This window comes from Phenylobacterium sp. Root1290 (assembly GCF_001425305.1).
In the GTDB taxonomy this organism is placed as follows: domain Bacteria; phylum Pseudomonadota; class Alphaproteobacteria; order Caulobacterales; family Caulobacteraceae; genus Phenylobacterium.
Genome location: NZ_LMEE01000001.1, coordinates 1637284 through 1661773 on the forward strand (window position 1 = coordinate 1637284; position 24490 = coordinate 1661773).

Sequence of the window (24490 nt, forward strand, 5' to 3'; positions counted from 1 at the left end):
CCGTAGATGTCACGCGCCTAGAGCTGGCGTTCGGAGGCGACCTCGTAGGCGAAGAGCCGGCGATCGGAAACCCCGAAGGCGGGCCAATGGCTGCGCCAGGTCGCCATGTGCGTCGTTTTGAAGTGCGCATCGAGCGCGGCCTGGTCGCGCCAGACCTCGAAGACCCGGATCAGGCCGTGGTCCAGGACGTCCTCGGCATAGGAATATTCGAGGCAGCCGTCCTCGACGCGGCTGGCGTCCAGCATCGCCCGCATGTGCGGCCGGAAGTCCGCGAGGACCTCCTGCGGGACCCGCACCGTGCCGGCGATGATCAGGGTCACGCGCGTTCCAGCCAGGGCTGGCTGATGGCGCGCTTGCCTTCGTAGACGTCGATCGAGGCGGCCGCCTGCAGGGTCTCGCCGATGGCGTCGAGGCCGTTGAGCATCTTTTCCTTGCGGGCCGCATCGATCTCGAAGGCGAAGGTCTTGCCGGACGGGGAGACGACGGTCTGGGCCTGCAGGTCGACAGTGACCATGTGGTTGCCGCCCTTGGCCTCTTCCATCAGGTCCTGGACCTGCTCGGCGCTCAGCACCACGGGCAGCAGGCCGTTCTGGAAGCAGTTGTTGTAGAAGATGTCCGCGAAGCTGGTCGAGATCACGCAGTTGATCCCGAAGTCCATCAGCGCCCAGGGCGCATGCTCGCGCGAGGAGCCGCAGCCGAAGTTGTCGCCGGCGACCAGCACGCCCGCGCCTTTGTATTCTGGGCGGTTCAGGACGAAGTCATTCTTTTCATTGCCGTTTTCGTCGAAGCGGAAATCGTAGAACAGGCCGCGGCCCAGGCCCTCGCGTTCCACGGTCTTGAGGAACTGCTTGGGGATGATCTGGTCGGTGTCGATGTTCGCCAGCGGCAGCGGGGCGATCTTGGCGTCGAGACGGGTAAAGGCTTGCATCAGTTCGTCTTGGCTGAGGACTGCGGACGGGTCTGCGTGATCGTCCAGCGGTCGAGGTTCGTCGCGGTTTCGCCCCTGGCGCTGGTGGAGATCGCGCTGGTGCAGATGACCTTTAGGGCAAGGCCGGTGGGAATGTCGATCTCGTGGCGGCAAACGTCTTCGCGACTGATCCGCATGCCGGCGAACGCGGCCTGGGCTTCCTTGGCCTTGTCGGGCGCCAGGCGCGCCATCATGGCGCTGAGCGCCTGGCCCAGGCTGTCGCTGGCCGACTTGGGATCGAAGGCCTGCTTCCAGGCGACCACCGCGACGCCGGCGGCGGCGTCGTAGGCCTGCAGTTCGTAAGACCCCAGCGCCTTGATGGCCGGTCCGCCGAGCGGGTTGGGAAGCGCGTCCTCGTAGGTCACGGCCTCGCCGAGGGTCAGCGCCGTGCCTTGCGACAGGGTGGCCAGCGACCACTCGCGCGACACGACCTGGGCGGCCAGTTCGGGCGAGAGGTCGCCGAAGATCTTCTTGGCGGCGCTCGCCGCAGCCGGCTCGGAGACGGCTTTGTCGATGCTTTGCTCGAGCAGGGTGCGCACCTGCGACCAGTTGCGGATGCGCGTCGGCGCGAGCGAGGAGTCGACCTCAAGCACGACCGGCTGGTCCAGCAGCGAGCTGGTGTCGACGCCGGCGGCGTCAGAACCGTCGAGCTGTGCGGAGCGGACGCGCAGGGTGACCACGCCGCCGTCGGCGCCGGCCGTCCAGTCGACGTCGGTGGTGCTGACGCTGCGCGCGGCCTGCGGCGCCGCGTTGTGGCGGGTGCGCTCGCGGGTGCGCTCGACGGTCATGGTCCAGGTCGCTTGGTCGGGCAGGGTGACGGGCAGGTCCTGAGCCGTCGCGGGGGCCGCAAGGCCCGCCGCCACCAACGCCAGCGCCCACTTCACGCGCGCGGGCTTTGCGAAATCAGCAGGGTCGGGGCGGACGCAACCCCCGATCGTATCGTGCAGACGCGGGTGCCGGGCTTTCGGCCGGTTTTCACCTCGGACACGTCGAAACCTGCCGAAGCGATGCGGGCGTGCGCCGCGTCGATGTCGGTCACTTGCCAGGCAAGGCCTCCGAAGCGGTCGGGCGCGTCGGAAACCGGCCGATCGACGCCGGCGGCGAACTCCACGACGCTATCGGCGCAGCGGAAGAAAAACTGCCGGACCTTCCAGTCGGGGTTGGAGCGGTCGAGCCGCAGGTCGAGCCCGAGCTTGGCGCCGTAGACGCCCAGAGCGCGGTCCGGGTTCGGCGTCTGGATGACGACGTGATCGAGCTGGGCGATCGGCCCGTCGCCGGTCGGTTCCGACAGCGGCCAGGCGACGCCGTCGCGCGGCGGGGCCGAAAGCAGGATGTTCAGGCCGCCGGTCGCCTCGGCGTCCAGGCTGCTGGTCGTCCAGTAGCGCTTGCGGCCGTCGTCGTGGGTCGAGCGCACCGAGCGGGGCGTCGAGCCGCCGATTCCGCGACGGCCAAGCAGAGTGTGGGCGGCCTCGATGTCGGGGGTGGTGAAGGCCAGCGCCCAGATCCCCTCGCCATGGGCGTCGAGATGGGCGCGGATCGTGTCGCCGAATGCGCCCTCGCCATGCGGGGCGATGACGTCGAGGGCCATGTTGGGCAGCTGGAACCAGGCATGACGCGCGCCGCCGTCTCCGCCGATCCAGTTGGGGGCGAGGCCAAGCAGGCGGGTGTAGCCGTCGATGGCGGCGTCCAGGTCGTTGACCGCCAGGGCGACGTGGTCGAGGGCCGAGATCATGGCGTGGTCCAGTAGGTGGGCGTTTCGGGCTCGGGCTCGCCGTCGTCGAACAGCAGGCGGGCGGCGGCGACCAGGAAGGCCGCGCCGTAAAGCAGCAGCAGCACCAGGCCCGCGCCGCCGAGGCCGACGCGCCAGCGGCGCTGGGATGCGGCGTCGACGAGCTGGCGGCCGTTGGCCTTGAGGCTGAGCACCTTGCCGTTCAGCACCTCGATTTCCATGGTGGAATCGGGCTTCAGGCGCATCAGCGGGGTCGGGCTGCCGCAGTTGCGATCGATGCGGCATTCCAGGATCAGCGGGCTGGCGCTGGATTCGAGGTCGATCCCGAAGCTGCGGCCGAAGGCGCCGACCCGGTTGATGTGCTCAAGCTTGCCGGTGACGGTGCGGGCGGGACCGAGGTCGGCCTTCAGGCCGGCGGCGAAAACCCAGATGCCAGCCGCGAGGATCGGCACGCACAACGCGACCATGGCGGCCTCGACCGGCTTGTCGAAGCGGTCGCGCTCCTCGAAGGAGGCCTGGTTCTGGCGCATGCGGAAGACCACGGCCAGCAGGCCGACGACGACGATGTAGCCGCCGAACAGCATCAGCGGCCCGATCTGCCCCGGTCCGCGGCCGAAGGTCCCGCGTTCGCCCAGATAGGCGGCGGCCAGGGCGCCGAGGCCGGCGCAGAGGATGGGAAGCCCCCACCAGATCAAGAAACTGGTGCGGGGGCTCATCATCACATGAAGTCTCTGACGTCGGCGATATGGCCGGCGATGGCGGCCGCGGCGGCCATCGCTGGGCTCATCAAATGTGTGCGCCCGCCCCGGCCCTGCCGACCCTCGAAGTTGCGGTTCGAGGTGGAGGCGCAGCGCTCGCCAGGCGCCAGACGGTCGGGGTTCATGCCCAGGCACATCGAGCAACCCGGCTCTCGCCAGTCGAAGCCGGCCGCCTTGAAGATGGCGTCGAGCCCCTCTTCCTCGGCCTGCGCCTTCACGAGGCCCGAGCCCGGCACCACCAGGGCCCGAACATGCTCGGCGACCAGCTTGCCGTTGACGAAGGCGTGCTGGACCACCTGGGCGGCCTGGCGCAGGTCTTCGATCCGGCTGTTGGTGCACGAACCGATGAACACCACGTCGATCTTCGCCTCGGTGATCGGCTGGCCGGCCTGCAGGCCCATGTATTCGAGGGCGCGGGCGGCGGAGGCGCGCTTGTCCGGCGTGGCGAAGCTGTCAGGATCGGGCGCCACGTCGGTGACGGCGATGACGTCCTCAGGGCTGGTGCCCCAGGTGACCAGCGGGGCGATCGTCGAGCCGTCGATGACGATCTCGCGGTCGAACACCGCGTCGTCGTCGGAATAGAGCGTCTTCCAGTAGCTGAGCGCCATTTCCCAGGCGCCGCCCTTGGGGGCGGCAGGGCGGCCCAGCATGTAGTCGTAGGTGGTCTGATCGGGCGCGACCAGGCCGGCGCGGGCGCCGCCCTCGATGGTCAGGTTGCACAGCGTCATGCGGCCTTCCATCGACAGCGCGCGGATGGCTTCGCCGGCGTACTCGATGACGTAGCCGGTGCCGCCGGCGGTGCCGATCTTGCCGATGATGGCCAGGGCGATGTCCTTGGCGCCGACGCCGGGCGCCAGGGTCCCGTCGACGGTGACCCGCAGGTTCTTCGCCTTGGTCTGGCGCAGGGTCTGGGTCGCCAGCACGTGTTCGACCTCGGACGTGCCGATGCCGTGCGCCAGGGCGCCGAACGCGCCGTGGGTCGAGGTGTGGCTGTCGCCGCAGACGATGGTCATGCCCGGTTGGGTGCGACCCTGCTCAGGACCCACCACGTGGACGATGCCGTTGCGCACGTCGCCCATCGGGAAGAACTCGATGCCGTTGTCCTTGACGTTGCGCTCGAGCGTCTGGAGCTGCAGGCGCGCCTCTTCGTCGGCGACGGCGGCGACGCCCTTGGCCTGGCCCTCGGTCGGGATGTTGTGGTCGGCCACCGCAAGCGTGCGGTCGGGACGGCGCACAGGCCGATGATTGGCGCGAAGGCCGGCGAAGGCCTGCGGCGTGGTGACCTCGTGAATGAGGTGCAGGTCGATGTAGAGGATCGACTCGCCGTCCTGTTCCTCGACGACGTGCGCGTCCCAGATTTTGTCGTAAAGCGTCTTTCCAACCATGGCCGCATCTAGACCCTTTCCGGTTCGGGTGGAAACACCTGAACCGGATAAAATAGGGTCTATGCTTCAGCGTTTTGAGCGGCGCGGCCGCGTCTCCACTTTAAGCTGTCAGGCGCCAGGGTCCTGGCGGCCGCCTGCCCGCATTTGCCGATTTTTACAGATCGGCTATTCATTGACGCATGGCGAACGCTGACTGGGATCTGTTCCAAAGCCTGCACGCCGTGCTCCAGGCGGGCAGCCTGTCGGCCGCCGCCAAGGCCCGCGGCCTCACCCAGCCGACCCTGGGCCGGCACATCGAGGCGTTGGAGTCCAAGCTGGGCGCGCCGCTGTTCCTGCGCTCGCCGCGCGGCCTCACCCCCACCGACCTCGCCCGGCAGCTGGAAAGCCACCTGGCTGAAATGCATGCCGCCGCCGCGGCGGCGCTGCGCGATGCGTCCGGCTCGGCCGAGCAGCTGAAGGGCGCCATCCGCATCACCGCCAGCCAGATCATGGGCGCCGAGGTGCTGCCGCCGATCCTGGGCGGCTTTCGCCGCGAGCACCCGGAGATCGACATCGAGCTGGTGCTGTCGAACAAGGCCGAGGACCTGTCGCGGCGCGACGCCGACATCGCCGTGCGGATGATCCGCCCGACCCAGGGCGCCCTGGTGGCCCGCAAGGTCGGGGCCATCGGCGTCGGGTTCTACGCCGCCCCCGAATATGTCGAGTGCTTCGGCGCGCCGCAGACCCTGCAGGATCTGACCGCCCACACGGTGGTCGGGTTCGACCGCGAGGCGCCCTCGCTGCAGGCCCTGAACGAGCTGGACCTGCCGTGGGAGATCAGCCGCGAGCTGTTCGCCTTTCGCTCGGACAACGACCTGGCGCTGATCGCCGCGATCCGCGCCGGGGTCGGGGTGGGCACCTGCCAGCACCAGATCGCGCGCCGCTATGGCCTCACGCCGGTGCTCTCCAACGCCTTCAACTTCGAGCTGGAGGTGTGGATCGCCATGCATGAGAACCTCAAGGGCCACCGCCGCATGCGGCTGATGTTCGACCACCTGGTGGCCGGCTTCCAGGCCTTCATCGCCGAAGGGCGCAAGGCTTAAGGCGTCAGCAGCGCCTGCAGGGCGGCGATGTCGAGTTGGCCCGCGGCCTGGCGCAGCCGCCGCCGTTCCTGAGCGTCGCCGACCTGTCCGAGCTGGGGAACGCTGAGGACGATGATCCGCGCCCGGCTGGCGGCTCCCGTCCCAGGCGCGAGCCTGGGGTTGAGGCGCACGATCGGCTTGGCGCTGGCGTGGCGACAGCGATTGGCCAGGTCCGTGGCGGGGCCGGTGTTGGTCTCGCAGTAGGGCGCGGCCTTCTGTGCTGGGGTCAATTGCGCCGCGGCCGCCTGCAATTCCGTCGCCAGCTGCGGTGCGCCGTCGGCGCGAAACGCCTCGATGCTGGTGGCGACATAGTCGCCGATGCTGACCGGCTGATAGGCCGGCAGGCCGGGCGGCGTGATCACGGTGTAGTCGCGGCCGGATCGAACGAAGGTCAGCACGCCGTCGCGTTCGCGCCGCTCCACCGGCAGGGTGAAGTGGCCGGCCTCGCTGCGATAGCCGAGCGCCGCCTCGAGCTTGTTGACGGCGAAGATCAGGGCCGGGCCTTCCCCGTCTCCGGGGTAGCGGCCTTTGGCGTTGGGCTTGGACCTGGTCACATTGATCCGGCGCGACAGCACCGAGCCGACGACGACGTCCGACTCGCCGGCTCGGCTGGGGACGGGGCGGTTCAGGACGACGCTGGTGTGGAGCGCAAAGCCGCGCGGGTCGGCCAGGGCGGGCGTGGCCAGGATGATGTCGCGCAGCTTGACGCCCTGGGCTTGCAGCGCGGTGCGGTCGGCGGCGGACGCCGTGGGTTGCGAGCGGTTGTAGGTGAAATCGATCTGCCCCGGCGCGGCGGCCGAGGCCGGGTCCTGCGGCTGGGCGGCGGCGGCGGGGGCCGCGCTCAGGGCGGCGGCGATCAGGATGAGGGCTCTGTAGGTCATGGGGAGGTCCTTGTGGCTGCGCCTGGCTGGGCCGGCTGGCGTGCGGCCGCGAGGCGAGTGCGTCCAAGCTCGATCCCGGCGCGATGAACGCCATCGCTGGAGGGCGGACGCGGAGTCAGCCTTCACCGCGTGCAGATCGGGATTGGTCGTTGCGGCCTGGAGCCGGCGCCCCGCCGGAGAGACCCCCTGCTCGCGAGATCGACATGCAGAAGGACAATCTCGTGAACCGAACTTCGAAACAGACCGGCGGCCTGATCGCGGCGATGGCCGTGGCCGGCTGCCTGGCGGCCGCGCACCCCGCCGCCGCGGCGCCGGTGACGACCCTGCCCGAGAGCGTGGCGCAGGCGTTCCCGCTGGTCAGCGCCGCGAGCGTGACCGGCCCGCAGCGCTTCGGCGACGGCGTGACCTACACGGCGACCAACCTGGCGGGCGTGCCGACCAGTTCGCGGTTCGGGTCCACGCGCTCGTTCACCTTTGCAACCGCCGGCGCGGGCACGAACTGGGGCGGCGCGGAGCCCTACGCCGCGTTCGGCCTGACCGACGGGGTCATGAACTTCGCCTTCGACGCCCCGGTGGCCGGCGTGCTGACCGAGCTCGTCTGGTCCAATGCGATCGGCAAGACCTTGACCATGAGCGCGTACGGGGCCTCGGGCCAGCTTCTGGAGCGCCTGTCGTTCAACGCCGACGACCCGAACTACGCCGCGGGCTTCTACGGCTTCGAGCGGGCGGCCAACGACATCAGCCGGTTCGAGATCCAGGGCTACTACTTCGGGGCCCGCAACCTCTCGACCTTCACCACCGACGCCGTGGCCGCGGTCCCGGAGCCGGCGACCTGGGCGATGATGATCCTCGGGTTCGGCCTTGCCGGCACGGCCTTGCGCCGGCGCCGCAGCCACGGCTTCGCCGCAGCCTGAGGCCTGTTCGCCGGGGCGCCTGTTCGACCCGAGGGCGGGCGCCTCGGCGATGAAACGACGATCCGGCCGCCCTTGGGCGACGACACGGGCGTCAAACACGCAAAGGTTGGCTAATGTCGCGGACCATGGGGATCTTGGGCGCAGGGGCGAGATCGGAGTCGGCGCGGACGGCCTTGCGGGCCTCGATCGCGCTATGGACGTTCGGCTTCACGATGGTCGCCCTGCTCACCGCGCTCGCGGGGCGCGGCACGCTGTGGGTGCAGATCCCGCTGCAGGCGGTCTTCTGGGTGTTGGCGATCGCGCTGGCGATCCTGCTGCACGCGGCCTGGCGCTGGCTGCAGGCCAAGCCGCCGCTGCTGCGCTGGCCGCTGATGGCCCTGGCGTGCCTGGCCGCGGGCGTGGCGGTGACGACGGCCGACGTCCTGCTGATGGAGTGGCTCGCCCAGACCTATTTTCCGGAGTGGCGAAGCTGGACCGTGATCGACGTGCCGCGCTTCGTCTCGGTGGCGATCCTCTACAGTTGGACCTTCGGCCTGAACGCCGCGCTGTTCTGGGTGCTCAGCGCCAATGACGAGGCGCGCCGGCAGACTCATCGCGCGGCCGAAGCCGAGGCCGCGGCCCAGGCGGCGCAACTGACCCTGCTGCGGCTGCAGCTGAACCCGCACTTCCTGTTCAACACCCTCAACGCGATCTCCGGCCTGATGCTGGAGAACGACATCGAGAGCGCCGACCGCATGCTGACCCGGCTGTCGGAGTTCCTGCGCGCCTCGCTGGACATCGACCCGGCGGCGCTCACGCCGCTGGGCGACGAGTTCAACACCGCCGAGGCCTATCTGCAGATCGAGGCCGTCCGCTTCGAAGGGCGGCTCAACGTGACCTATGACTGCCCCGACGCGCTTCGCACCGCCCTGGTGCCGGGCTTCATCCTGCAGCCGCTGGTCGAGAACGCCATCAAGCACGCCGTGGCCCCGGCCTTGCGGCCGATCCGGCTGGCGATCGCCGCGCGCCAAGACGGCGAGGACCTGGTGCTGAGCGTGTCCGACGACGGCGAGCCGGTTCGCAAGACTCGCGCCGCCCGCGGCGAGGGCGTGGGCCTGCGCAATGTCGAGGCGCGGCTGGCCGCGCTCTATGGCGAGCGCGGGCGTCTGGTCGCGCGCAGGCTCAAGAGCGGGTTCCAGGCCGAGCTGACGCTGCCGCTGAGCGATGGGACGACAGGTCGATGAGCATCCGCACCGTCCTGGTGGACGACGAACCGGTGGCGTTGCGTCGCCTGGTCCAGGCCCTGCGCGGGGTTCCGGGCGTGGAGCTGGTGGGGACGGCGGGCGATGGCCTGCGCGCCCGCCAGGTGATCGCCGAGCTGGCGCCCGATCTGGTGATCCTGGACATCGAGATGCCTGGCTGCAGCGGCCTGGAGCTGGCCGCCCAGCTGGAGAGCGAGCGCGGTCTGGAGATCGTGTTCCTCACCGCCTTCGGCCAGTACGCCCCCAAGGCCTTCGAGGTCGAGGCGGCGGACTATCTGCTGAAGCCGGTGACCCCCGAGCGGCTGGCCCAGGCCGTGCAGCGGGTGCAGCGCCGGCTGGCGCTGAAGTCGGCCAATGGCGGGCCGCGGCCGGCGCCGGCGCGCGACGAGCGTCCTGGCGAGGACGACGGACGTCCGAACCTGATCTGGGTCCCGGTCAAGGGCGGCGAGGCCAAGCTCCGCGCGGAAGACATCGTCTGGATCGAAGGCGCCGGCGACTATGTGGTCGTCCACACGCCGACGCGCAGCCACCTTGTCCGCGCCACCATGGCCGGCCTTGAGAAGATCTTCAGCCCCGCCCGGCTGCGGCGGGTGCACCGCTCGGCGATCGTCAACATCGCCATGGTCGAGCAGATCCGCCGGCCGGGGCGCGGCGTCGTCAGCCTGGTGCTGCGCGACGAGATCGAGGTGACGGTGGGGCCGAACTACATCGCCAGCGTGATTTCGGCCCTCAAGCCCGGCGACTGACGCCGCGCTCCCTTGCCGGGCGCCAGCTTCGCGACGATGAGTGAGCGCTGCGCCGGAGGGGCCGGCGGGGGAGGGTTCTCGATGGCGGCGCATATTCACATCGTCGGGGCGTCGTCGTCGGGCACGACCACGCTGGGCTCGGCGCTGGCCGCGCGGCTGGCCGGCGCGCACCTCGACACCGACAGCTTCTTCTGGGAGGCGACCGATCCGCCGTTCACCGCCAAGCGCCCGGAGGCCGAGCGCGTGGCGCTGATGGAGGCGGCGTTGGAGGGCGCGCCGTCGTGGGTGATCTCCGGCTCGCTGATCGGCTGGGGCGACGTGTTCGTCCCGCGCTTCGACCTCGTGGCTTTCCTGCACGTGCCGCAGGAGGTGCGGATGGCGCGGCTGATGGCGCGTGAGCGCGAGCGCTATGGCGCGGCCATCGAGCCGGGCGGGGCGATGCACGACCAGCACCTGGAGTTCCTGGCCTGGGCGCAGGCCTACGAGGTTCCGGGTTTCCCCGGCCGCAGCCTGGAGCGGCACCGGGCCTGGCTGGTGACGCTGTCGTGCCCGGTCATCGAGATCGTCGGGACGCCGAGCCTGGAGGACAGCGTGGCGCGGGTGATGGCGGCGCTGTGACCCTCCTTCAGATCACCAGGTCTCGCGGAACGGCCGGACCTCGGCGAGGAACGACCAGGCGCTCTTGGGCTGCTGGGCCAGGTGGATGACCTCGCCGGCGATATCGTCGGGGGCGATGAAGAAGTCGTCCGGGGCGTCCTTGTAGCGCTCGCGGGTCCACGGCACGTCGATCACCGCGTCGATCACCAGATAGGCGACATGCACGCCCTTGGGACCGGCCTCGCGGGCGATGGCTTCGGCGAGGATGCGCTGGGCGGCCTTGGTCGGCGCGAAGCCGGCGAAATTGGCCTTGCCGCGCAGGGCCGAGGTGTTGCCTGTGACGATCAACGATCCGCCCCCGGCCTCGATCATCTTCGGGACGGTCTGACGGGCGAGGTGGTGCAGGGCCATGACGTTGGTCGCGAAGTTCTGCTCCAGCACGGCCGGGTCGACGTCGAGGAAGTTGCCGAAGGCGCCGCCGACGGCGTTGTGCACCACGACCTTGGGCGTTCCGAAGCGGACGATCAGATCCTCGACCGCGGCGTTGAGGGCGCCGGCGTCGGAGACGTCGACCGGCACGGCGACGGCGTCCTCGATCTCTTGAGCCAGGGCGGCGAGGCGGTCGAAGTTCCGGGCCAGCATGGCCACGCGGTAGCCGGCGGCGGCGAAGCGGCGGACGATCGAGGACCCGGTCCCGGGGCCGACCCCAGTGACGATGGCGAGCGGTTTCATGTGGCGTTCCTTCTGGGGAGGACGGGCTAGGCCGCCAGGGCGCGGCGGAGGAAGTCGAGACGGTCGTTGCCGAAGAACAGCAGGCCGCCCTCGGTGACGAAGCTGGGGGCGCCGAAGACGCCGAGTTCGACCGCGCGGGCGGTGTTGGCTTCGAGTTCGGCGGCGCGTTCGGGCGCGTCGATCAGGTCCGCGGTGACGCCGAGGTCGGCCAGCAGGGCGGCGACATCGTCCGACGTGGCCAGCGGGGCGTCGCCGGCCCACATGGCGCGAAACAGCCGGCGCGACGCCTCCTCGCCGTGGCCGAGCTTGCGGGCCGCCAGGGCGGCGTGCAGCAGCCGCGGACCCTCGATCCCGCTCATGCCGGGATTGGGGCTGAGCGGGGCGCCGTAGAGCGCGGCCCAGCGGCCGAGATCCTGTCGGGCGTAGGCTTGCTTGGGCTTGCAGATGACCGAGGTCGGCACGTTGCCGACCCGCTTCATCAGCTCGAGCACGTCGAAGGGGCGCCAGTCGAATTCGCCGGGCAGGCCCTCGAGCTGGGTGCTGGCCAGGTAGCTGTAGGGGCTTCGGAAGTCGAAGAAGAAGCGGGTGCGGGTCAGGGTCATTGGGTCTCTCCGAGAAGTCTGCGCAGGCCAGGGGCGGCGATCGGCCCGGGCTGCAGGCGGGCGCGCGCCTGCGGGACGGCCTGGCCGGTCTGCGGATCGACCAGGGCCAGGACGAGGGGGCGGCCGGTCTGGCCGTCGACCAGTTCGATGGTGGAGGCGCCCAGGCCGTTGGCGTCCCAGCGGTCGCCCCATTCGCGCAGGGCGGTCAGGACCTTCCAGAGGTCGCGGCCCTTGTCGGTGAGGCGGTATTCGTGGCGCGGCGGGTTGTCCTGGTAGGGGCGGCGCTCGACCAGGCCGGAGCCTTCCAGGTGCTTGAGGCGGGTCGACAGGGTGGTGGTCGGCATGCCGGTCGAGGCCTGCAGCTCGTCGTACTTCGACAGGCCCAGCGACAGGTCGCGCAGCAGCAGCATCGCCCAGCGGTCGCCGATCGCCTCAAGGGCGCCGGCGACGGAACAGGTCATGCCGGCGAAGGATTTGGCGCGCATGGCGAAGGCTCCCGAGTAACTCTTATCATTAGGGTTAGTGGGCGTGCGGCCGGGCGCAAGGGGTTCTTGCCGGGTTTTTCCTCGGAGACGTGGGGAGGGGGCGGCGCTTGGCGGCTGAGGCTGCAATCCCCTCACCCCAACCCTCTCCCCCCAAGGGGGCGAGGGAGCAGTCAGCGGATCTCTGGCCGGGGCGGGCCGCAAACGAAAACGGGGGCCGTGTCGCCACGGCCCCCGCTGGGTAGTTCGAAAGCGTCGAAGCTTAGGCTTCGGTGGTTCCGGTGTTGCGAGCGACCTGGCGCTCGGCGATCCGGGCCGACTTACCGCGACGGTCGCGCAGGTAGTACAGCTTGGCGCGACGGACGACGCCGCGACGCTTCACTTCGATGGAGTCGATGTTCGGGGAGTAGAGCGGGAACACGCGTTCCACGCCTTCGCCGAACGAAATCTTGCGGACGGTGAAGCTCTCGTTGATGCCGCCGCCCTGACGGCCGATGCAGACGCCTTCGTAGGCCTGCACGCGTTCACGGTCGCCTTCCTTGATCTTCACGTTGACGCGAAGGGTGTCGCCGGCCTGGAAGTCCGGGATCGAGCGGGTGACGGCGAGGCGGTCGAGCTCTTCTTTTTCGAGCTGCTGGATGATGTTCATATCGGTCGTCCTTGTCCTACTGGGCTTTACTCGCCCTTTGCCTGTTGATTGGCGAGATGCGCCGCCCAGAGGTCCGGACGTCGTTCCCGCGTGGCCGCTTCGCGCTGGCTCCGCCGCCACTTGCCGATATCGGCGTGGTGACCGCTGAGCAGTACGGGCGGTATCTCAAGTCCCTCGAATTCCCGCGGTCTGGTGTACTGCGGGTGCTCCAGGAGCCCGTCCTCGAAACTCTCTTCACTCAAGCTCGCAGCCTGGCCGAGGACGCCGGGCACGAGCCTTACGCACGCTTCGATCGCCACCAGGGACGCCGCCTCGCCACCGGCGAGAACCGCGTCTCCGACGCTGATCTCCTCGAACCCCCGGGCGTCGAGCACCCGCTGGTCCACCCCTTCGAACCGTCCGGCCAGGACGATCAGTCCCGGACCCTTGGCCCATTCACTCACGCGCGCCTGGGTCAGGGGCCGACCCCGTGCGCTCATGTACAAAAGCGGCCGTCCCCGCCGCTCCACGCTGTCCAGCGCGGCTGCGATGACGTCCGCTCGCATCACTTGTCCTGGGCCGCCACCCGCAGGGGTGTCGTCGAGGAAGCCGCGCTTATCCTTGGAAAAGCCGCGAATGTCCACTGTTTCCAATGTCCAAAGCCCATGCTCGCGCCAGGCCGTGCCGATCAGCGAGACGCCGAGCGGGCCGGGATAGGCCTCGGGGAACATGGTCAGGACGGTGGCGTCGAAGGACATGGAGCGGCTTTTGGACCATTGGGCGTTGAAATTCCACTGATGTCCCCTGGGGCGGCCAAGGCTGTCATCCCGGCTTCGCCGCAGGCGAAGACCGGGACCCATTGTCGCGCGGCCGCGTAGAATGAGGCGCAGCGGCGTCGCTGCCTGCCCCATCCGGTGTTCATAGGTCCCGGTCTTGCTTCCCAAACCGGGATGACACGCGATGACGGCCAGCTTGTCGGAACGCTGCTATCGGCGTAATCGGGCGCTATTCGCACTGCAGCATTTTTAGAGACCTCATGGAAACGCCCGAAATCCTCACCGAGTCCCTGGCCCTCGAACGTATCGAGGTGAACACCTTCCGCGGCGTTTCGCCCGAGGATGGTCCGGGCCGGATCTTCGGCGGCCAGGTGATCGCCCAATCGCTGCTGGCGGCCTACGAGACGGTCGAAGAGCGGATCTGCCACTCGCTGCATTGCTACTTCATCCGTCCGGGCGATCCGCGGATCCCGATCCTGTTCGAGGTCGACCGTTCGCGCGACGGCGGCACCTTCACGACCCGCCGGGTCATCGCCGTGCAGAACGGCAAGCAGATCTTCAACCTGGCGGCCTCGTTCCAGGTCGCCGAGGACGGCTTCGAGCACCAGGCGCCGATGCCGGCCGTGCGCAGCCCCGACGACATGGCCGCCGAGGCCGACGCTGCGAAGAAGGCCGTGCTGGACGGCATGAGCGAAGAGATGCGCCGGATGATGAACCGGCCGCGTCCGATCGAGATGGTCGGCCGCGACAACTACGGTTTCGGCCGCAAGCCCAAGCCGAGCGAACCCAAGAGCGACACCTGGATGCGGGCCGTGGCGCCGATCGGCGACGACGCGCGCATGCACCAGGTGATCCTGGCCTACGCCTCCGACATGAACCTGCTGTCGACCGCGATGCGCCCGCACGGCGTCGCCTGGCAGACGCCCGGCCTGCAGTCGGCCAGCCTCGACCACGCCATGTGGTTCCACAAGCCGTCGAACTTCAACGACTGGCACCTCTATACCCAGGACAGCCCCAGCGCCTCGGGCGGCCGCGGCTTCGTGCGCGGCGCAATCTACGGCCAGGACGGAACGCTGGTCGCCTCGGTCGCTCAGGAAGGGCTGATGCGGCTCAAGAAGTAGGCTGCAGCGCGCGGGTGTAGGTGGCGAGGTCGAAGTAGTCGCGCCAGACCTTGATCTTGCCGTCCTGCATCTGGAACACGCCGCAGCAGGGTAGGTCCACGGGGGTCGCGCCGACCATGGTGCGGTCCAGCCGTTCGGCGACGACCACGTCGCCGCGGGAGATCAGGGTGAGGACGTCCCACTGCGTGGACGTCCAGCCGCGCATGAACCCGGCGATGAAGGCGCGCAGGTTCTCCCGGCCGGCGACCGGTCGCGACGGCATGTTGTGATAGGTCCCGTCGTCGGTGAAGAAGCCGACCAGCTCGTCGGGATCAAGCCTCGACCAGGCGGCGATGAAGTCGCGGATGGTCTGTTCGTTCTGGTCCATGGTCCCCCCCGGGTCGTCTTGTCCGCCAAGTCTAGACGGCGGCAGGAAGGGGGCGCCAGGACTCAGTCTTCCTCTTCGCGGCCTTCGTTGGGGTCGGCCTCGATGATCGCCGGCGGATCGGCGATCACCTTGCCTTCAGTGATGCGGACTTCCGGCACGGCCTCGCGCGTGAAGGGCAGCCACCAGCTGGCGCCGGTGCGCGGCTGGATCTCGAGCAGGTCGCCGGCGCCGAAATCGTGGACGGTCTTCACCTTGCCCAGCAGTTCGCCGGACGCGGTCTCGACCGTGAGCCCGATGAGGTCGGCGAGATAGAACTCGTCCTCCTCGGGCGGGGGCAGGCTGTCGCGATGAATGTAGAGCTTGAGGCCGCGGAGGGCCTCGGCGGCGTTGCGATCGTCCACGCCCTTGAGACGGGCGACGATCCCGCCCTTGGTCGGGCGGGCCGATGCGATGGTCAGGGCGGCTGAACCGTCCTGACGCATCAAGGTCTTGTAGCCGGCCAGGGCCATCGGATCGGCCGTGAAGGTGGTGACCTTCACCTCGCCCCGCACCCCGTGGGCCGCGCCGACCTGGGCGACGAAAATCAGATTGCGCGTCTCGTCGCCCATATCGGTCGAACCAAGGCCGGCCCGCCGCGCCCCGAAGGCCGTGGCGGGCGGCGATGGGCTTAGCCTTCGGTCTTTTCGGCGTCGCCTTCGGCGGCCGGCGCTTCTTCAGCGGCCGGGGCTTCGGCGGCCGGAGCTTCAGCAGCCGGAGCTTCAGCAGCGGCTTCTTCGGCGGCGGGCGCCTCGGCGGCCGGGGCTTCCTCGACGACGGGTTCCGGTTCCGGAGCCGGCTGAGCGGCGGCTTCGGCGGCCGCGGCGGCGCGGTCGGCTTCGCGTTGAGCGCGCTCTTCAGCGCGTTCCTTGGCCTTGCGGCCCGGCTCGGCCTTTTGCGGGTTGTTGCCGGCTTGCCACTTCACCAGGCCTTCGTTGGCCAGGAAGCGGGCGACGCGGTCGGTCGGCTGGGCGCCCTTCTTGATCCACTCCTGGATCACTTCGACCTTCAGCGTGACGCGCTGCGGGTCGTCCTTCTTGAGCATCGGGTTGTAGGCGCCGACCTTCTCGATGAAGCGGCCGTCGCGCGGCGAGTGCGAGTCGGCGACGACGATCGAGTAGTAGGGGCGCTTCTTGGCGCCGCCACGGGCGAGACGAATCTTGAGCATGGGTTAGTCCTTTGTAAGCTCTAGGATTTCTTGAAGGGGTTGAAGCCCGGCGGCAGGCCGCCGAGGCCAGGAAGCTTCGGGGCGCCCGAGCCGAGGCCGGGCAGTCCGCCCCCCTGGCCGGCGAGCTTGCCGAGTTCTTCCAGTTGTTTGGGATCGGGCGCGGCCAGCTTGCCGCCGCCCAGGGCCTTGAGGCGGTCCATGCCGCCGCCGCCCATCATGCCGGCCATCCGGGCGAAGCCCTTGCCGCCGTCACGGCTCATCATCTTGAAGGCGTCGGCCATCTGGCGATGCTGCTTCAGGAGCCGGTTGATCTCGGCCACGTCGACGCCGGCGCCGGCGGCGATGCGGCGCTTGCGCGAGGCCTGCAGGATGTCGGGCTTCTTGCGCTCAGCCTTGGTCATGGACGAGATGATCGCCATCTGGCGGTCGATGGTCTTGTCGGAGACGTTGGCTTCCGAGAGCTGCTTCTTGACCTTCTGGACGCCCGGCAGCAGGCCCATCAGGCCTTCCATGCCGCCCATCCGCTTCATCTGGGCGAACTGCTCGGCCATCATGTCGAGGTCGAACTGGCCCTTGGCCAGCTTCTTGGCCATGGCCTCGGTCTTGGCCACGTCGAGGTCCTGGGCGGCCTTCTCGACAAGGGCGACGACGTCGCCCTGACCCAGGATGCGGCCGGCCACGCGGCGGGCGTCGAAGACGTCGAGGCCCTCGATCTTTTCCGACACGCCGAGGAACTTGATCGGCAGGCCGGTGACGGCGCGCATCGACAGCGCCGCGCCGCCGCGGCCGTCGCCGTCGGCCCGCGTCAGCACCAGGCCGGTCAGCGGCAGGCGCTCGTGGAACGCCGTGGCGGTGCGCACGGCGTCCTGGCCGGTCAGGCTGTCGGCGACCAGCAGGGTTTCGGTCGGGGACGCGATCTTCGCGATCTCGGCGGCCTCGGCCATCATCGCTTCGTCGATGGTGGTGCGGCCGGCGGTGTCTAGGATCAGGACGTCGTAGCCCTGGAGCCTAGCGGCCGACATGGCCCGGCGGGCGATGTCCGGCGCCGCCTGGCCGGCGACGATGGGCAGGCTATCCACGCCGGCCTGGGTCGCCAGAAGAGCCAGCTGCTCCATGGCGGCGGGGCGGCGGGTGTCGAGCGAGGCGAGCAGGACCTTCTTGCGGTCCTTGACCAGCTTCAGCGCCAGCTTGCCGGCGGTGGTGGTCTTACCCGAGCCCTGCAGGCCGGCCATCATGATGACGGTCGGCGGGTTGAGCGCGAGGTTCAGGCCCTCGGGCTCCTCGCCGCCGAGCATCTCGACCAGGCCGTCATAGGTGATCTTCACCACCTGGTCGGCCGGGCGGATCGAGCGGATCACCTCTTCGCCGGCGGCCCGTTCCTTGGCCTTGGCGATGAACTCACGAACGACCGGCAGGGCGACGTCGGCCTCAAGCAGGGCGACACGCACCTCGCGCAGGGCTTCGTCGATGTCCTTTTCCGAGAGCACGCCCCGCCCGGAGAGGCGGTCGAAAACCCCGGAAAGCCGATCTGTCAGTGCGTCGAACACGCGGCGGAACTCCTATAGGCCCAAACGCAATCGACCCCCGTGGACGATCACGTCGACGGGGGGCCTCGCCGCCCTCGTCCCACATAAGTCGTGGGGGTCGTGGCGGTGGAGGGCGCGAATGCTATGCGCCAGAAGGGGGCGCTTATGCCCCTGTGGATGCTTTAGGTCAAGGATTTGAAGGGGCGACGCCACATATTGCGTGGCGTCGCCGACCTGTGCGGAGGGTCAGCCCTGCACCACCCATTGGCCGTCGGAGCCCTTGCAGGCGGTGTGACGCGAGGTCTCCGGGGCCCCGCTCTGGGTGCGGATGGTCTGGTCGAAGGTGCGGCAGACCGAATTGCCGCCGGCGTACTGACCGCCGCTCGCGGGGCGCACGACGGTGTCGGAGACGTAGCCGATCGCCTGGCCGTTGCGGCCGGCCAGCAGCCAGGGCGTGCCGCTGACCCGGGCCAGGGCGTCGAAGCTCTGGCCGCCGCTCAGCTTGCCGACGACCGGCGCCGAGGTGGTCGGCCGGGCGCGGATGTTGACCGTCTTGGGGGCGGTGTAGGGGCCGGAGGCGGCCTCGTAGGCCGAGGCGGGCTCGACGCCGTTGGCGAAGCGCAGGCCGCTCAGCGAAACCGGCTGACCGCCGCCGCCGCCGTTCGAGGTGGAGATGACGCGGACGTCGCCCGAGGCACCGGTCTCGGCGTTGGACCAGGACTGCGAGCCGCCGCGGTCGAGGGCGTACTGGGCCGCGGCCTGGGCCTTCTGTTGATCGGTGCGCTGCATGCGGCAGCCGATGTAGGAGCCGGCCGCCGCGCCGGCGGCGGCGCCCAGCACGGCGCCGAGGGTCCGCTCGTTCTTGGCGAGGTTGCTGCCGACCACGCCGCCGACCAGGCCGCCGATGACGGCGCCGCCGGCCTGCTTGTTGCCGCCGGCGTCGCACCCGAAGATCGAGGAGAGCGGGCTGCCCTGGCGCAGGGTCGGCTGGGCCGTTGCGGCGGCGGGGAGGGCGAGAGCGACGGCGACGACGGCCGCGGTGACTTGCGAGGGACGCATGATGGGTTTCCTGGCGCGAATTCGAGGCCCCTGGACAGGGCGAACAAGCTGTGCCGGAAAAATGCGCCCGCGGCTGGTCCGTTCCATGCCGGCCGGCAATCAACAATTGTATCCCGGGGACCCCGTTCCTCCCCAGGCGGGGGAGGAACGGGCTCTCGTCAGGCGGTCGGGAAGCCCTTGTCGCGGAGGTAGGCCTTCACGTCGACGTCACGGCCCATCAGGGTGCGATAGGCGATGGCTGGATCGACCGAGTTGCCGACGCTCATGACGTTGTCATGCAGCTTCTTGGCCATGACCTTGTCGTACATGCCGCCGGGCGACTGCTTGAAGGCGTCGACGACGTCGAGGGCCAGGGTCTCGGACCACAGATAGCTGTAGTAGCCGGCCGAATAGCCGTCCGAGGCGAAGACGTGGCCGAACTGCGGGGTGCGGTGGCGCATGACCACTTCGCTCGGCATGCCGAGCTTGGCCAGCTCGTCGCGCTCGAAGGCGTCGGGGTCGATGTCGGCGCCGCCGGCCAGATGCAGCTTCATGTCGATCAGGGCCGAGGACAGGTACTCGGTGACGTCGAAGCCCTGGCGGAAGGTCTTGGCCTTTTCCAGCTTGTCGACCAGCGCCTGCGGGATCGGCGCGCCGGTCTTGTGGTGCAGGGCGAACTTGGAGAGCACCTGCTTGGTCGGCAGCCAGTGCTCATTGATCTGGCTGGGGAACTCGACGTAGTCGCGCGGCACGGCGGTGCCCGACAGCGAGGGATAGTCGACGGCGGAGTTCAGGCCGTGGATGGCGTGGCCGAACTCGTGGAACATGGTCTCGGCGTCGTCCCAGGAGATCAGGACCGGTTCGCCGGGCGCGCCCTTCACGAAGTTGGAGTTGTTCGAGACGATCGTGGTGATCGGCTTGTCGAACTTCTCCTGGCGGCGATAGGCGTTCATCCAGGCGCCTGAGCGCTTGCCCTGGCGGGCATAGGGATCGAAGTACCAGAGGCCGACGTGCTGGCCGCCCTTCTTCACTTCCCAGACGCGGATGTCGGGATGGGCGACGGGGACGTCGGCGACCTGGACGAACTCGAAGCCGTAGACTTCGCCGGCGGCCCAGAACATGCCCTCGCGCAGCTTCTCGAGCTGCATGTACGGCTTGATCTGGTTCATATCGAGGTCGTAGCGCGCGGCGCGGACCTTCTCGGCGTAGTAGCGGTAGTCCCAGGGCTCGATCTTGATGCCGGCCTTTTCCTTGTCGGCGATCGCCTGCATCTCGGCGACCTCTTCCTTCACGCGGCCGATGGCCGAGGGCCACACGCGGGTCATCAGCTCCATGGCCGCGTCCGGCGTCTTGGCCATGGCGTTCTCCAGCCGCCAATGGGCGTGGGTCGGATAGCCGAGCAGCTGGGCGCGCTCGAAGCGCAGCTTCAGGATCTTCTGGATGTTGGCGTTGTTGTCCTTGGCGTCGCCATTGTCGCCGCGGCTGTAATAGGTGCGCCAGACCTTCTCGCGCAGATCGCGGCGGCTGGAATAGGTCAGGAACGGATCCATCGACGAGCGGGTGTTGAGGATCGCCCACTCGCCCTTCTTGCCGCGCTCCTCGGCGGCCACGGCTGCGGCGGCGCGGACGTCGTCGGGCAGGCCGGCCAGCTCGCTCTCGGTGCGCAGGTAGAGGACGTAGTCGGTCTCGTCGGCCAGCAGGTTCTGGCTGAAGCTGGTGAACAGGGCCGCCAGCTCCTGGTTGATCTGGGCCACGCGCTTCTTGGCGTCGGGCGAGAGCTTGGCGCCGGCGCGCACGAAGCGGTTCCAATAGACCCAGGTCAGACGCTGCTGCTCGGGGGTCAGCTTGGCGCGGTCGTTGTAGACGGCCTCGATCCGCTTGAAGAGCTTCTCGTTCTGCAGGGTCTCGTCGCTGTGGGCCGACAGTTTCGGATTCAGCACCTTTTCCTGGGCGCGCAGCTCGGGGGTCGACAGGGTCGAGGACCAGACGCCGCCGAACATGCCGACCCGGTTCATCAGGTCGCCGGAACGCTCCAGCGCGGCGATGGTGTTGTCGAAGTCGGGCGGCGTGGGGTTGTTCGCGATTGCGTCGATCTCGGCGCGCTCGGTCTTCATGGCCAGGTCGAAGGCGGCCGGGAAGTCGGCGACGGCGATCTTGTCGAAGGCCGGGACCCCGCCGAACGGGCCGGTCCATGCGGCGGTCAGGCCACTCGCGCCGGCGGCCTGCGCGAAGGCGGCGGCGGGCAGGGCCGAAGCGGCGGCGATCGCGCCAGAGGCGGCCAGGAACGTGCGCCGTTTCATGAGAACTCCAGTGAAGCTTGATCGAAGGTGGCAACCTTAGGGTCAAGATTCCAGGACGTCACATGACGGGCTTGTAATGTGACGTCAGGCCGCGTCGAGGACGGCCTGGATCTCCAGGGCGACGGCGGCCCCTTCACGGCTGGTCGCCAGGGCCGTCTCGTAGGCCAGGCCGCAGGCGGTGAGCACCAGCGCCACCACCTGGATGGCGTGCTCGGGACTGGAAAGCCCCATCAGGATGTCGCGCTGGACCATGCGGCTGGAGCCGAACACCAGTGTCCGGACGGCGGCGGGGTCCATGTCGCGGAACTCGCCGCGCGAGACGCCTTCGTAGAACATCAGGTCGAGGTTGGTTTCGAGGATGGGGGTCCGCTCGAGGCGCGAGCCGTCCAGGCGCGCCATCATCCAGCCCCAGGCCGGGTCGCGGCTGACCGACAGGATGTAGCTGTGCAGGCGCGTGGCCAGCCGCAGCGACACCGACATGGTGGCCGGCAGCCGGGCGTCGAGCACCTCGGCCAGGGCTGCGACGATCTTGCGCCGAACCTCTCGGAGCAGGTCCTCGGCGGTGGGGAAGTAGTTGTAGAAGGTCCCGCGGGACACCTGGGCGGCGGCGACGAAGTCCTCGATCGAACAGGCCTGGGGACCCTTGTCGCCAATGACCGTGATCGCGGCGTCGAGCAGGCGTTCGCGCGTCTGCGCCTTGCGCTGCTCGGCCGCCGCGGCCCGGGCCTCAAGATTGACCCTCATGGGACGCCGGGGGGTCAGGCGGCCTCGGGCAGGTACTGGCGCACCGCGTTGGCGGCGGCGAGGGACAGAGGGTCGCTCTGGCGTTCTAGCACGTCGATCTCATGCTCCAGGGCGGCGGTGATTTCGCGGTGCGCGAGCGGGGAGAGCTGGAGCAGGGCGCGGGTGGCGGCGCGCGACAAGGCGAGCGCGGTGGCGAGGTCGACATCGACCCCGATCTGCCAGGTCGGCGACGGGGCGTCGGGAGAGTCGGAGGCGCGGGCGGGGAGGGCCATGGCTTTCTTGGTTTCGGATCCGGGTTGGTTGCGACGCTGAGAAAAAACGCAAGCGCGGCCGGCCTGCGTCTCGGGCCGTCCGCTTGAATTCACACCATACTGCAACGCTTGGACTGACAGATATGTCAGCCTGACAAAGATGTCAATTTGAAATGTCGGAGTTCGGCGAACGCCTGCATGGACGTCGGCCGCGGCGCCGGTTACATCCTGGGACATGGCCATTGGCGTCTTTGATTCAGGCGTGGGCGGGCTCTCCGTGCACCGCGCGCTCGTGCAGCGGCTGCCGCAAGCCGACTTCATCTATCTGGCCGACCAGGCCAACGCGCCGTATGGCGGGCGAACCGGCGAAGAGATCGTCGAGCTGACCCGCGCCGGCTGCGAGCAGTTGTTCGAGATGGGCTGCGATCTGGTCGTCCTGGCCTGCAACACGGCCTCGGCGATCGCGCTGCGGCGGCTGCAGCAGACCTGGCTGCCGGGATATCGCAAGGCGCTGGGCCGGCCGGTCAACGTGCTGGGCATCATCGTCCCGACCATTGAGGCGGCCACCGGCATGCCCTGGGAGCACGAGGCCGAGCGGCGCGGCGAAAAGGTCGAGAAGCTCGACATCCTGGCGGTGTTCTGCACCCCGGCCACGGCACGCTCGCGCGTCTACGAGATCGAGATCGACAAGCGCCGTCAGGACGTGGCCGTGTTCGCCGAGCCCTGCCCCGAGCTGGCGCGGATGATCGAGAACGGCGCCGGTGCGGTCGAACTGGCCCAGGCGGTCGAGGCCCACGTGGCCGCGGTGAGCACGCGGGTCGGACGCGCCCCGGACCGGGCGATCCTGGGCTGCACCCACTATGAGATCATCGCCGACATCTTCCGCGCGGCGCTGAAGCCCGGCACGCCGCTGATCCACCAGCCGCGGGCCACGGCCGACGCGCTGGAGGCCTATGTCGCCAAGCACCCCGACTACGCGATCGGCCAGGATGGCGGCCGGCGATTCATCACCACCGGCGAGCCCGGGGCGCAGAACATGCTGGTTGAGACTTTCTGGGGGGCGCCGCTAAGCTTCGAAAAGGCTTAGGGAGGCCAAGACCATGAAAGTGTTGGGAATCGCCGTCGCGCTGCTGGCGGCGGGGACTGCGCACGCCGAGGTCGCCGACAAGGACGCCGCCGGTTTCCAGATCCGCCATGTCGTCGCTATCGACGCGCCGCCGGCCAAGGTCCGCGCCGCGACGCTGGACATCGGCCGCTGGTGGAACAGCAGCCACACCTATTCGGGCGACGCGAAGAACCTCTCCATCGATGCGGCGGGCTGCTTCTGCGAGAAACTGCCTGACGGTTTCGTGCGCCACATGAGCATCGTCTACTCCGCGCCCGACGCCCTGCGCATGGCCGGCGGGCTCGGACCGTTGGCGACGACGGGCGCCGGCGGCCATCTTGGCCTGCAGTTCGACAAGACCGCCGATCCGAACAAGACGCAGCTGACCCTGACCTACGATGTCGGCGGCTACGCCAAGGGCGGCCTGGCGCAGACCTGGGCCGGGCCGGTGGACGGCGTGCTGGGCGAGCAGGTCGCCCGCCTGAAGGCCTATGTCGAGACCGGCAAGCCGCAGTAGGCGCCGGCGGCGGCGGTCAGCACTGTATCGAGGCGAGCCCCAGGTTCGTAGAGGCCAAGGCTGGGCGAGGGCGCTGCGCCAGCGCTCTGCTGCGCGTCGGCCATCGGCGCGCCGATAAGGGTCTCGATCGGGATCACGCCGCTCCAGGCGGTCCAGTCCTCGTCCGCCGGGGTGCGGTTGACGCCGCCGTCCCGCTGCTTGGCGCTGGCCTCCTCGATGGTCATCTCGACCAGGCCGATCTGCAGGATCTCGTTGTCGGTCGCCGGCCGCAACTCGGCCGAGCGTCCTGGATAAAGGCGATCGATGAAGGCCTCCATCGCCGCGCGCCGGGCGGCCACGCCCTCGATCAGCCGGGCGCGGCCGAAGGCCATCACCGAGCGGTAGTTCATCGAGTGGGCGATGCCTGAGCGCGCCAGCACCAGGCCGTCGATGTGGCTGACCGTCACGCAGACCGGCAGGCCGCCAGCCTGGGCCTTGATCATGCGGCTGGCGGCCGAGCCGTGCCAGTAGAGCTTGCGGCCCTCGCGCCAGTAGGTGGTCGGGGTAACGAAGGGCTGGCCGTCGATGACGTAGCCGACATGGCAGAGCAGGCCCGCGTCCAGGATCGCGAAGACCGCCTCTTCGTCATACGCCGCCCGGTCGGGCTTGCGCCGGGCGCGCGAGCGCGGCGCGGGGGTGAAACTGCTCATGGGGCGGGTTCCTTTCAGCGATGGTCCTACGTCACCTGCGGACTGTTGTGATGGTCCAATATCGGGTAG

The 24490-nt window shown here is 69.3% G+C and carries 28 protein-coding genes and 1 pseudogene; 8 read left to right on the plus strand and 21 right to left on the minus strand.

Annotated elements, in window-relative coordinates; translation table 11 throughout:
* Window positions 1–17 precede the first annotated feature (17 nt).
* The 6 genes from ASC79_RS07965 to leuC are packed head-to-tail and all read right to left on the minus strand — an operon-like array spanning window position 18 to window position 4839.
* Window positions 18–320, minus strand: a complete 303-nt coding sequence (locus tag ASC79_RS07965) for a putative quinol monooxygenase (protein WP_056026789.1) — start codon at window positions 318–320, stop codon at window positions 18–20.
* Window positions 317–928, minus strand: coding sequence for a 3-isopropylmalate dehydratase small subunit (leuD, locus tag ASC79_RS07970; RefSeq protein WP_056026792.1), 612 nt, complete (start codon window positions 926–928; stop codon window positions 317–319). The genes ASC79_RS07965 and leuD overlap by 4 nt, the downstream gene beginning before the upstream one ends.
* Window positions 928–1851, minus strand: coding sequence for a hypothetical protein (locus ASC79_RS07975; protein ID WP_056026794.1), 924 nt, complete (start codon window positions 1849–1851; stop codon window positions 928–930). The genes leuD and ASC79_RS07975 overlap by 1 nt, the downstream gene beginning before the upstream one ends.
* A complete protein-coding gene (locus ASC79_RS07980; protein ID WP_056026797.1) occupies window positions 1848–2699 on the minus strand; it encodes a VOC family protein in 852 nt (283 codons plus the stop codon). The genes ASC79_RS07975 and ASC79_RS07980 overlap by 4 nt, the downstream gene beginning before the upstream one ends.
* Window positions 2696–3418 (minus strand): hypothetical protein, encoded by a 723-nt coding sequence (locus ASC79_RS21280; RefSeq protein WP_162244265.1) that lies wholly within the window; start codon window positions 3416–3418, stop codon window positions 2696–2698. The genes ASC79_RS07980 and ASC79_RS21280 overlap by 4 nt, the downstream gene beginning before the upstream one ends.
* Entirely contained in the window at window positions 3415–4839 is a 1425-nt protein-coding gene (gene leuC / locus ASC79_RS07990) for a 3-isopropylmalate dehydratase large subunit (protein WP_056026802.1), read from the minus strand. The genes ASC79_RS21280 and leuC overlap by 4 nt, the downstream gene beginning before the upstream one ends.
* A 179-nt stretch (window positions 4840–5018) precedes the next feature.
* On the opposite strand from leuC, the gene ASC79_RS07995 reads away from it, so the two are divergent.
* Window positions 5019–5921, plus strand: a complete 903-nt coding sequence (locus tag ASC79_RS07995; RefSeq protein WP_056026805.1) for a LysR family transcriptional regulator — start codon at window positions 5019–5021, stop codon at window positions 5919–5921.
* Here the strand turns inward: ASC79_RS07995 and ASC79_RS08000 are convergent.
* Complete coding sequence (locus tag ASC79_RS08000) at window positions 5918–6841, minus strand: hypothetical protein (protein ID WP_056026808.1); 924 nt, start codon at window positions 6839–6841, stop codon at window positions 5918–5920. The genes ASC79_RS07995 and ASC79_RS08000 overlap by 4 nt on opposite strands.
* A 203-nt stretch (window positions 6842–7044) precedes the next feature.
* Here ASC79_RS08000 and ASC79_RS21340 point away from each other — a divergent pair, with 203 nt between their 5' ends.
* The 4 genes from ASC79_RS21340 to ASC79_RS08020 all read left to right on the plus strand — a co-directional run bounded on the left by ASC79_RS21340 (window position 7045) and on the right by ASC79_RS08020 (window position 10360).
* A complete protein-coding gene (locus tag ASC79_RS21340) occupies window positions 7045–7755 on the plus strand; it encodes a PEPxxWA-CTERM sorting domain-containing protein (protein WP_056026811.1) in 711 nt (236 codons plus the stop codon).
* 173 nt (window positions 7756–7928) lie between these two features.
* Entirely contained in the window at window positions 7929–8978 is a 1050-nt protein-coding gene (locus ASC79_RS08010; RefSeq protein WP_056026814.1) for a sensor histidine kinase, read from the plus strand.
* Window positions 8975–9742, plus strand: a complete 768-nt coding sequence (locus tag ASC79_RS08015) for a LytTR family DNA-binding domain-containing protein (protein ID WP_056026817.1) — start codon at window positions 8975–8977, stop codon at window positions 9740–9742. The genes ASC79_RS08010 and ASC79_RS08015 overlap by 4 nt, the downstream gene beginning before the upstream one ends.
* An 81-nt stretch (window positions 9743–9823) precedes the next feature.
* Window positions 9824–10360 (plus strand): hypothetical protein, encoded by a 537-nt coding sequence (locus tag ASC79_RS08020; protein ID WP_056026820.1) that lies wholly within the window; start codon window positions 9824–9826, stop codon window positions 10358–10360.
* Between the two features lie 12 nt (window positions 10361–10372).
* On the opposite strand, the gene ASC79_RS08025 is transcribed toward ASC79_RS08020, so the two are convergent.
* The 5 genes and pseudogenes from ASC79_RS08025 to trmD form a co-directional block, all read right to left on the minus strand.
* Complete coding sequence (locus ASC79_RS08025; RefSeq protein ID WP_056026823.1) at window positions 10373–11071, minus strand: SDR family NAD(P)-dependent oxidoreductase; 699 nt, start codon at window positions 11069–11071, stop codon at window positions 10373–10375.
* A gap of 26 nt (window positions 11072–11097) precedes the next feature.
* Entirely contained in the window at window positions 11098–11673 is a 576-nt protein-coding gene (locus ASC79_RS08030; RefSeq protein WP_056026826.1) for a 2-hydroxychromene-2-carboxylate isomerase, read from the minus strand.
* A complete protein-coding gene (locus ASC79_RS08035; protein WP_056026829.1) occupies window positions 11670–12158 on the minus strand; it encodes a helix-turn-helix domain-containing protein in 489 nt (162 codons plus the stop codon). Before ASC79_RS08035 ends, ASC79_RS08030 begins: the two co-directional genes overlap by 4 nt.
* 259 nt (window positions 12159–12417) lie before the next feature.
* Window positions 12418–12804, minus strand: coding sequence for a 50S ribosomal protein L19 (gene rplS, locus ASC79_RS08040; protein ID WP_056026832.1), 387 nt, complete (start codon window positions 12802–12804; stop codon window positions 12418–12420).
* A gap of 3 nt (window positions 12805–12807) precedes the next feature.
* Window positions 12808–13541: pseudogene (gene trmD / locus ASC79_RS08045) on the minus strand (tRNA (guanosine(37)-N1)-methyltransferase TrmD); the annotation flags it as partial.
* A 278-nt stretch (window positions 13542–13819) separates the two neighbouring features.
* Between trmD and ASC79_RS08050 the strand changes: the two are divergent.
* Window positions 13820–14680: an acyl-CoA thioesterase II gene (locus ASC79_RS08050; RefSeq protein WP_056026838.1), complete on the plus strand. Its 861-nt coding sequence runs from the start codon at window positions 13820–13822 to the stop codon at window positions 14678–14680.
* Here the strand turns inward: ASC79_RS08050 and ASC79_RS08055 are convergent.
* The 8 genes from ASC79_RS08055 to ASC79_RS08090 form a co-directional block, all read right to left on the minus strand.
* Window positions 14670–15047 (minus strand): limonene-1,2-epoxide hydrolase family protein, encoded by a 378-nt coding sequence (locus ASC79_RS08055; protein WP_056026841.1) that lies wholly within the window; start codon window positions 15045–15047, stop codon window positions 14670–14672. The genes ASC79_RS08050 and ASC79_RS08055 overlap by 11 nt on opposite strands.
* A 62-nt stretch (window positions 15048–15109) precedes the next feature.
* Window positions 15110–15655, minus strand: a complete 546-nt coding sequence (rimM, locus tag ASC79_RS08060; RefSeq protein WP_056026843.1) for a ribosome maturation factor RimM — start codon at window positions 15653–15655, stop codon at window positions 15110–15112.
* 59 nt (window positions 15656–15714) lie between these two features.
* Window positions 15715–16251: a 30S ribosomal protein S16 gene (rpsP, locus tag ASC79_RS08065; RefSeq protein ID WP_056026846.1), complete on the minus strand. Its 537-nt coding sequence runs from the start codon at window positions 16249–16251 to the stop codon at window positions 15715–15717.
* Between the two features lie 20 nt (window positions 16252–16271).
* Window positions 16272–17798, minus strand: coding sequence for a signal recognition particle protein (gene ffh / locus ASC79_RS08070; RefSeq protein ID WP_056026850.1), 1527 nt, complete (start codon window positions 17796–17798; stop codon window positions 16272–16274).
* 225 nt (window positions 17799–18023) lie between these two features.
* Window positions 18024–18836 carry an SH3 domain-containing protein gene (locus tag ASC79_RS08075; RefSeq protein ID WP_162244266.1) on the minus strand — a complete coding sequence of 271 codons (813 nt, stop codon included), beginning with the start codon at window positions 18834–18836 and terminating at the stop codon, window positions 18024–18026.
* Window positions 18837–18994: 158 nt separating this feature from the next.
* On the minus strand, window positions 18995–21115 hold the full coding sequence (locus ASC79_RS08080) for a M3 family metallopeptidase (protein ID WP_056026853.1): 2121 nt from the start codon (window positions 21113–21115) through the stop codon (window positions 18995–18997).
* A gap of 84 nt (window positions 21116–21199) precedes the next feature.
* Window positions 21200–21859: a TetR/AcrR family transcriptional regulator gene (locus ASC79_RS08085; RefSeq protein ID WP_056026856.1), complete on the minus strand. Its 660-nt coding sequence runs from the start codon at window positions 21857–21859 to the stop codon at window positions 21200–21202.
* A gap of 14 nt (window positions 21860–21873) precedes the next feature.
* The gene (locus ASC79_RS08090) at window positions 21874–22131 is read right to left on the minus strand and encodes a hypothetical protein (RefSeq protein WP_056026859.1); all 258 of its coding nucleotides are present in this window, start codon (window positions 22129–22131) and stop codon (window positions 21874–21876) included.
* Window positions 22132–22345: 214 nt separating this feature from the next.
* Here ASC79_RS08090 and ASC79_RS08095 point away from each other — a divergent pair, with 214 nt between their 5' ends.
* Together ASC79_RS08095 and ASC79_RS08100 are read left to right on the plus strand one after the other, a co-directional pair.
* A complete protein-coding gene (locus ASC79_RS08095; protein ID WP_056026862.1) occupies window positions 22346–23197 on the plus strand; it encodes a glutamate racemase in 852 nt (283 codons plus the stop codon).
* 13 nt (window positions 23198–23210) lie between these two features.
* Window positions 23211–23732 (plus strand): hypothetical protein, encoded by a 522-nt coding sequence (locus ASC79_RS08100; RefSeq protein WP_056026865.1) that lies wholly within the window; start codon window positions 23211–23213, stop codon window positions 23730–23732.
* Here the strand turns inward: ASC79_RS08100 and ASC79_RS08105 are convergent.
* The gene (locus ASC79_RS08105) at window positions 23705–24421 is read right to left on the minus strand and encodes a pyridoxamine 5'-phosphate oxidase family protein (RefSeq protein ID WP_056026868.1); all 717 of its coding nucleotides are present in this window, start codon (window positions 24419–24421) and stop codon (window positions 23705–23707) included. The genes ASC79_RS08100 and ASC79_RS08105 overlap by 28 nt on opposite strands.
* Window positions 24422–24490: the final 69 nt, after the last annotated feature.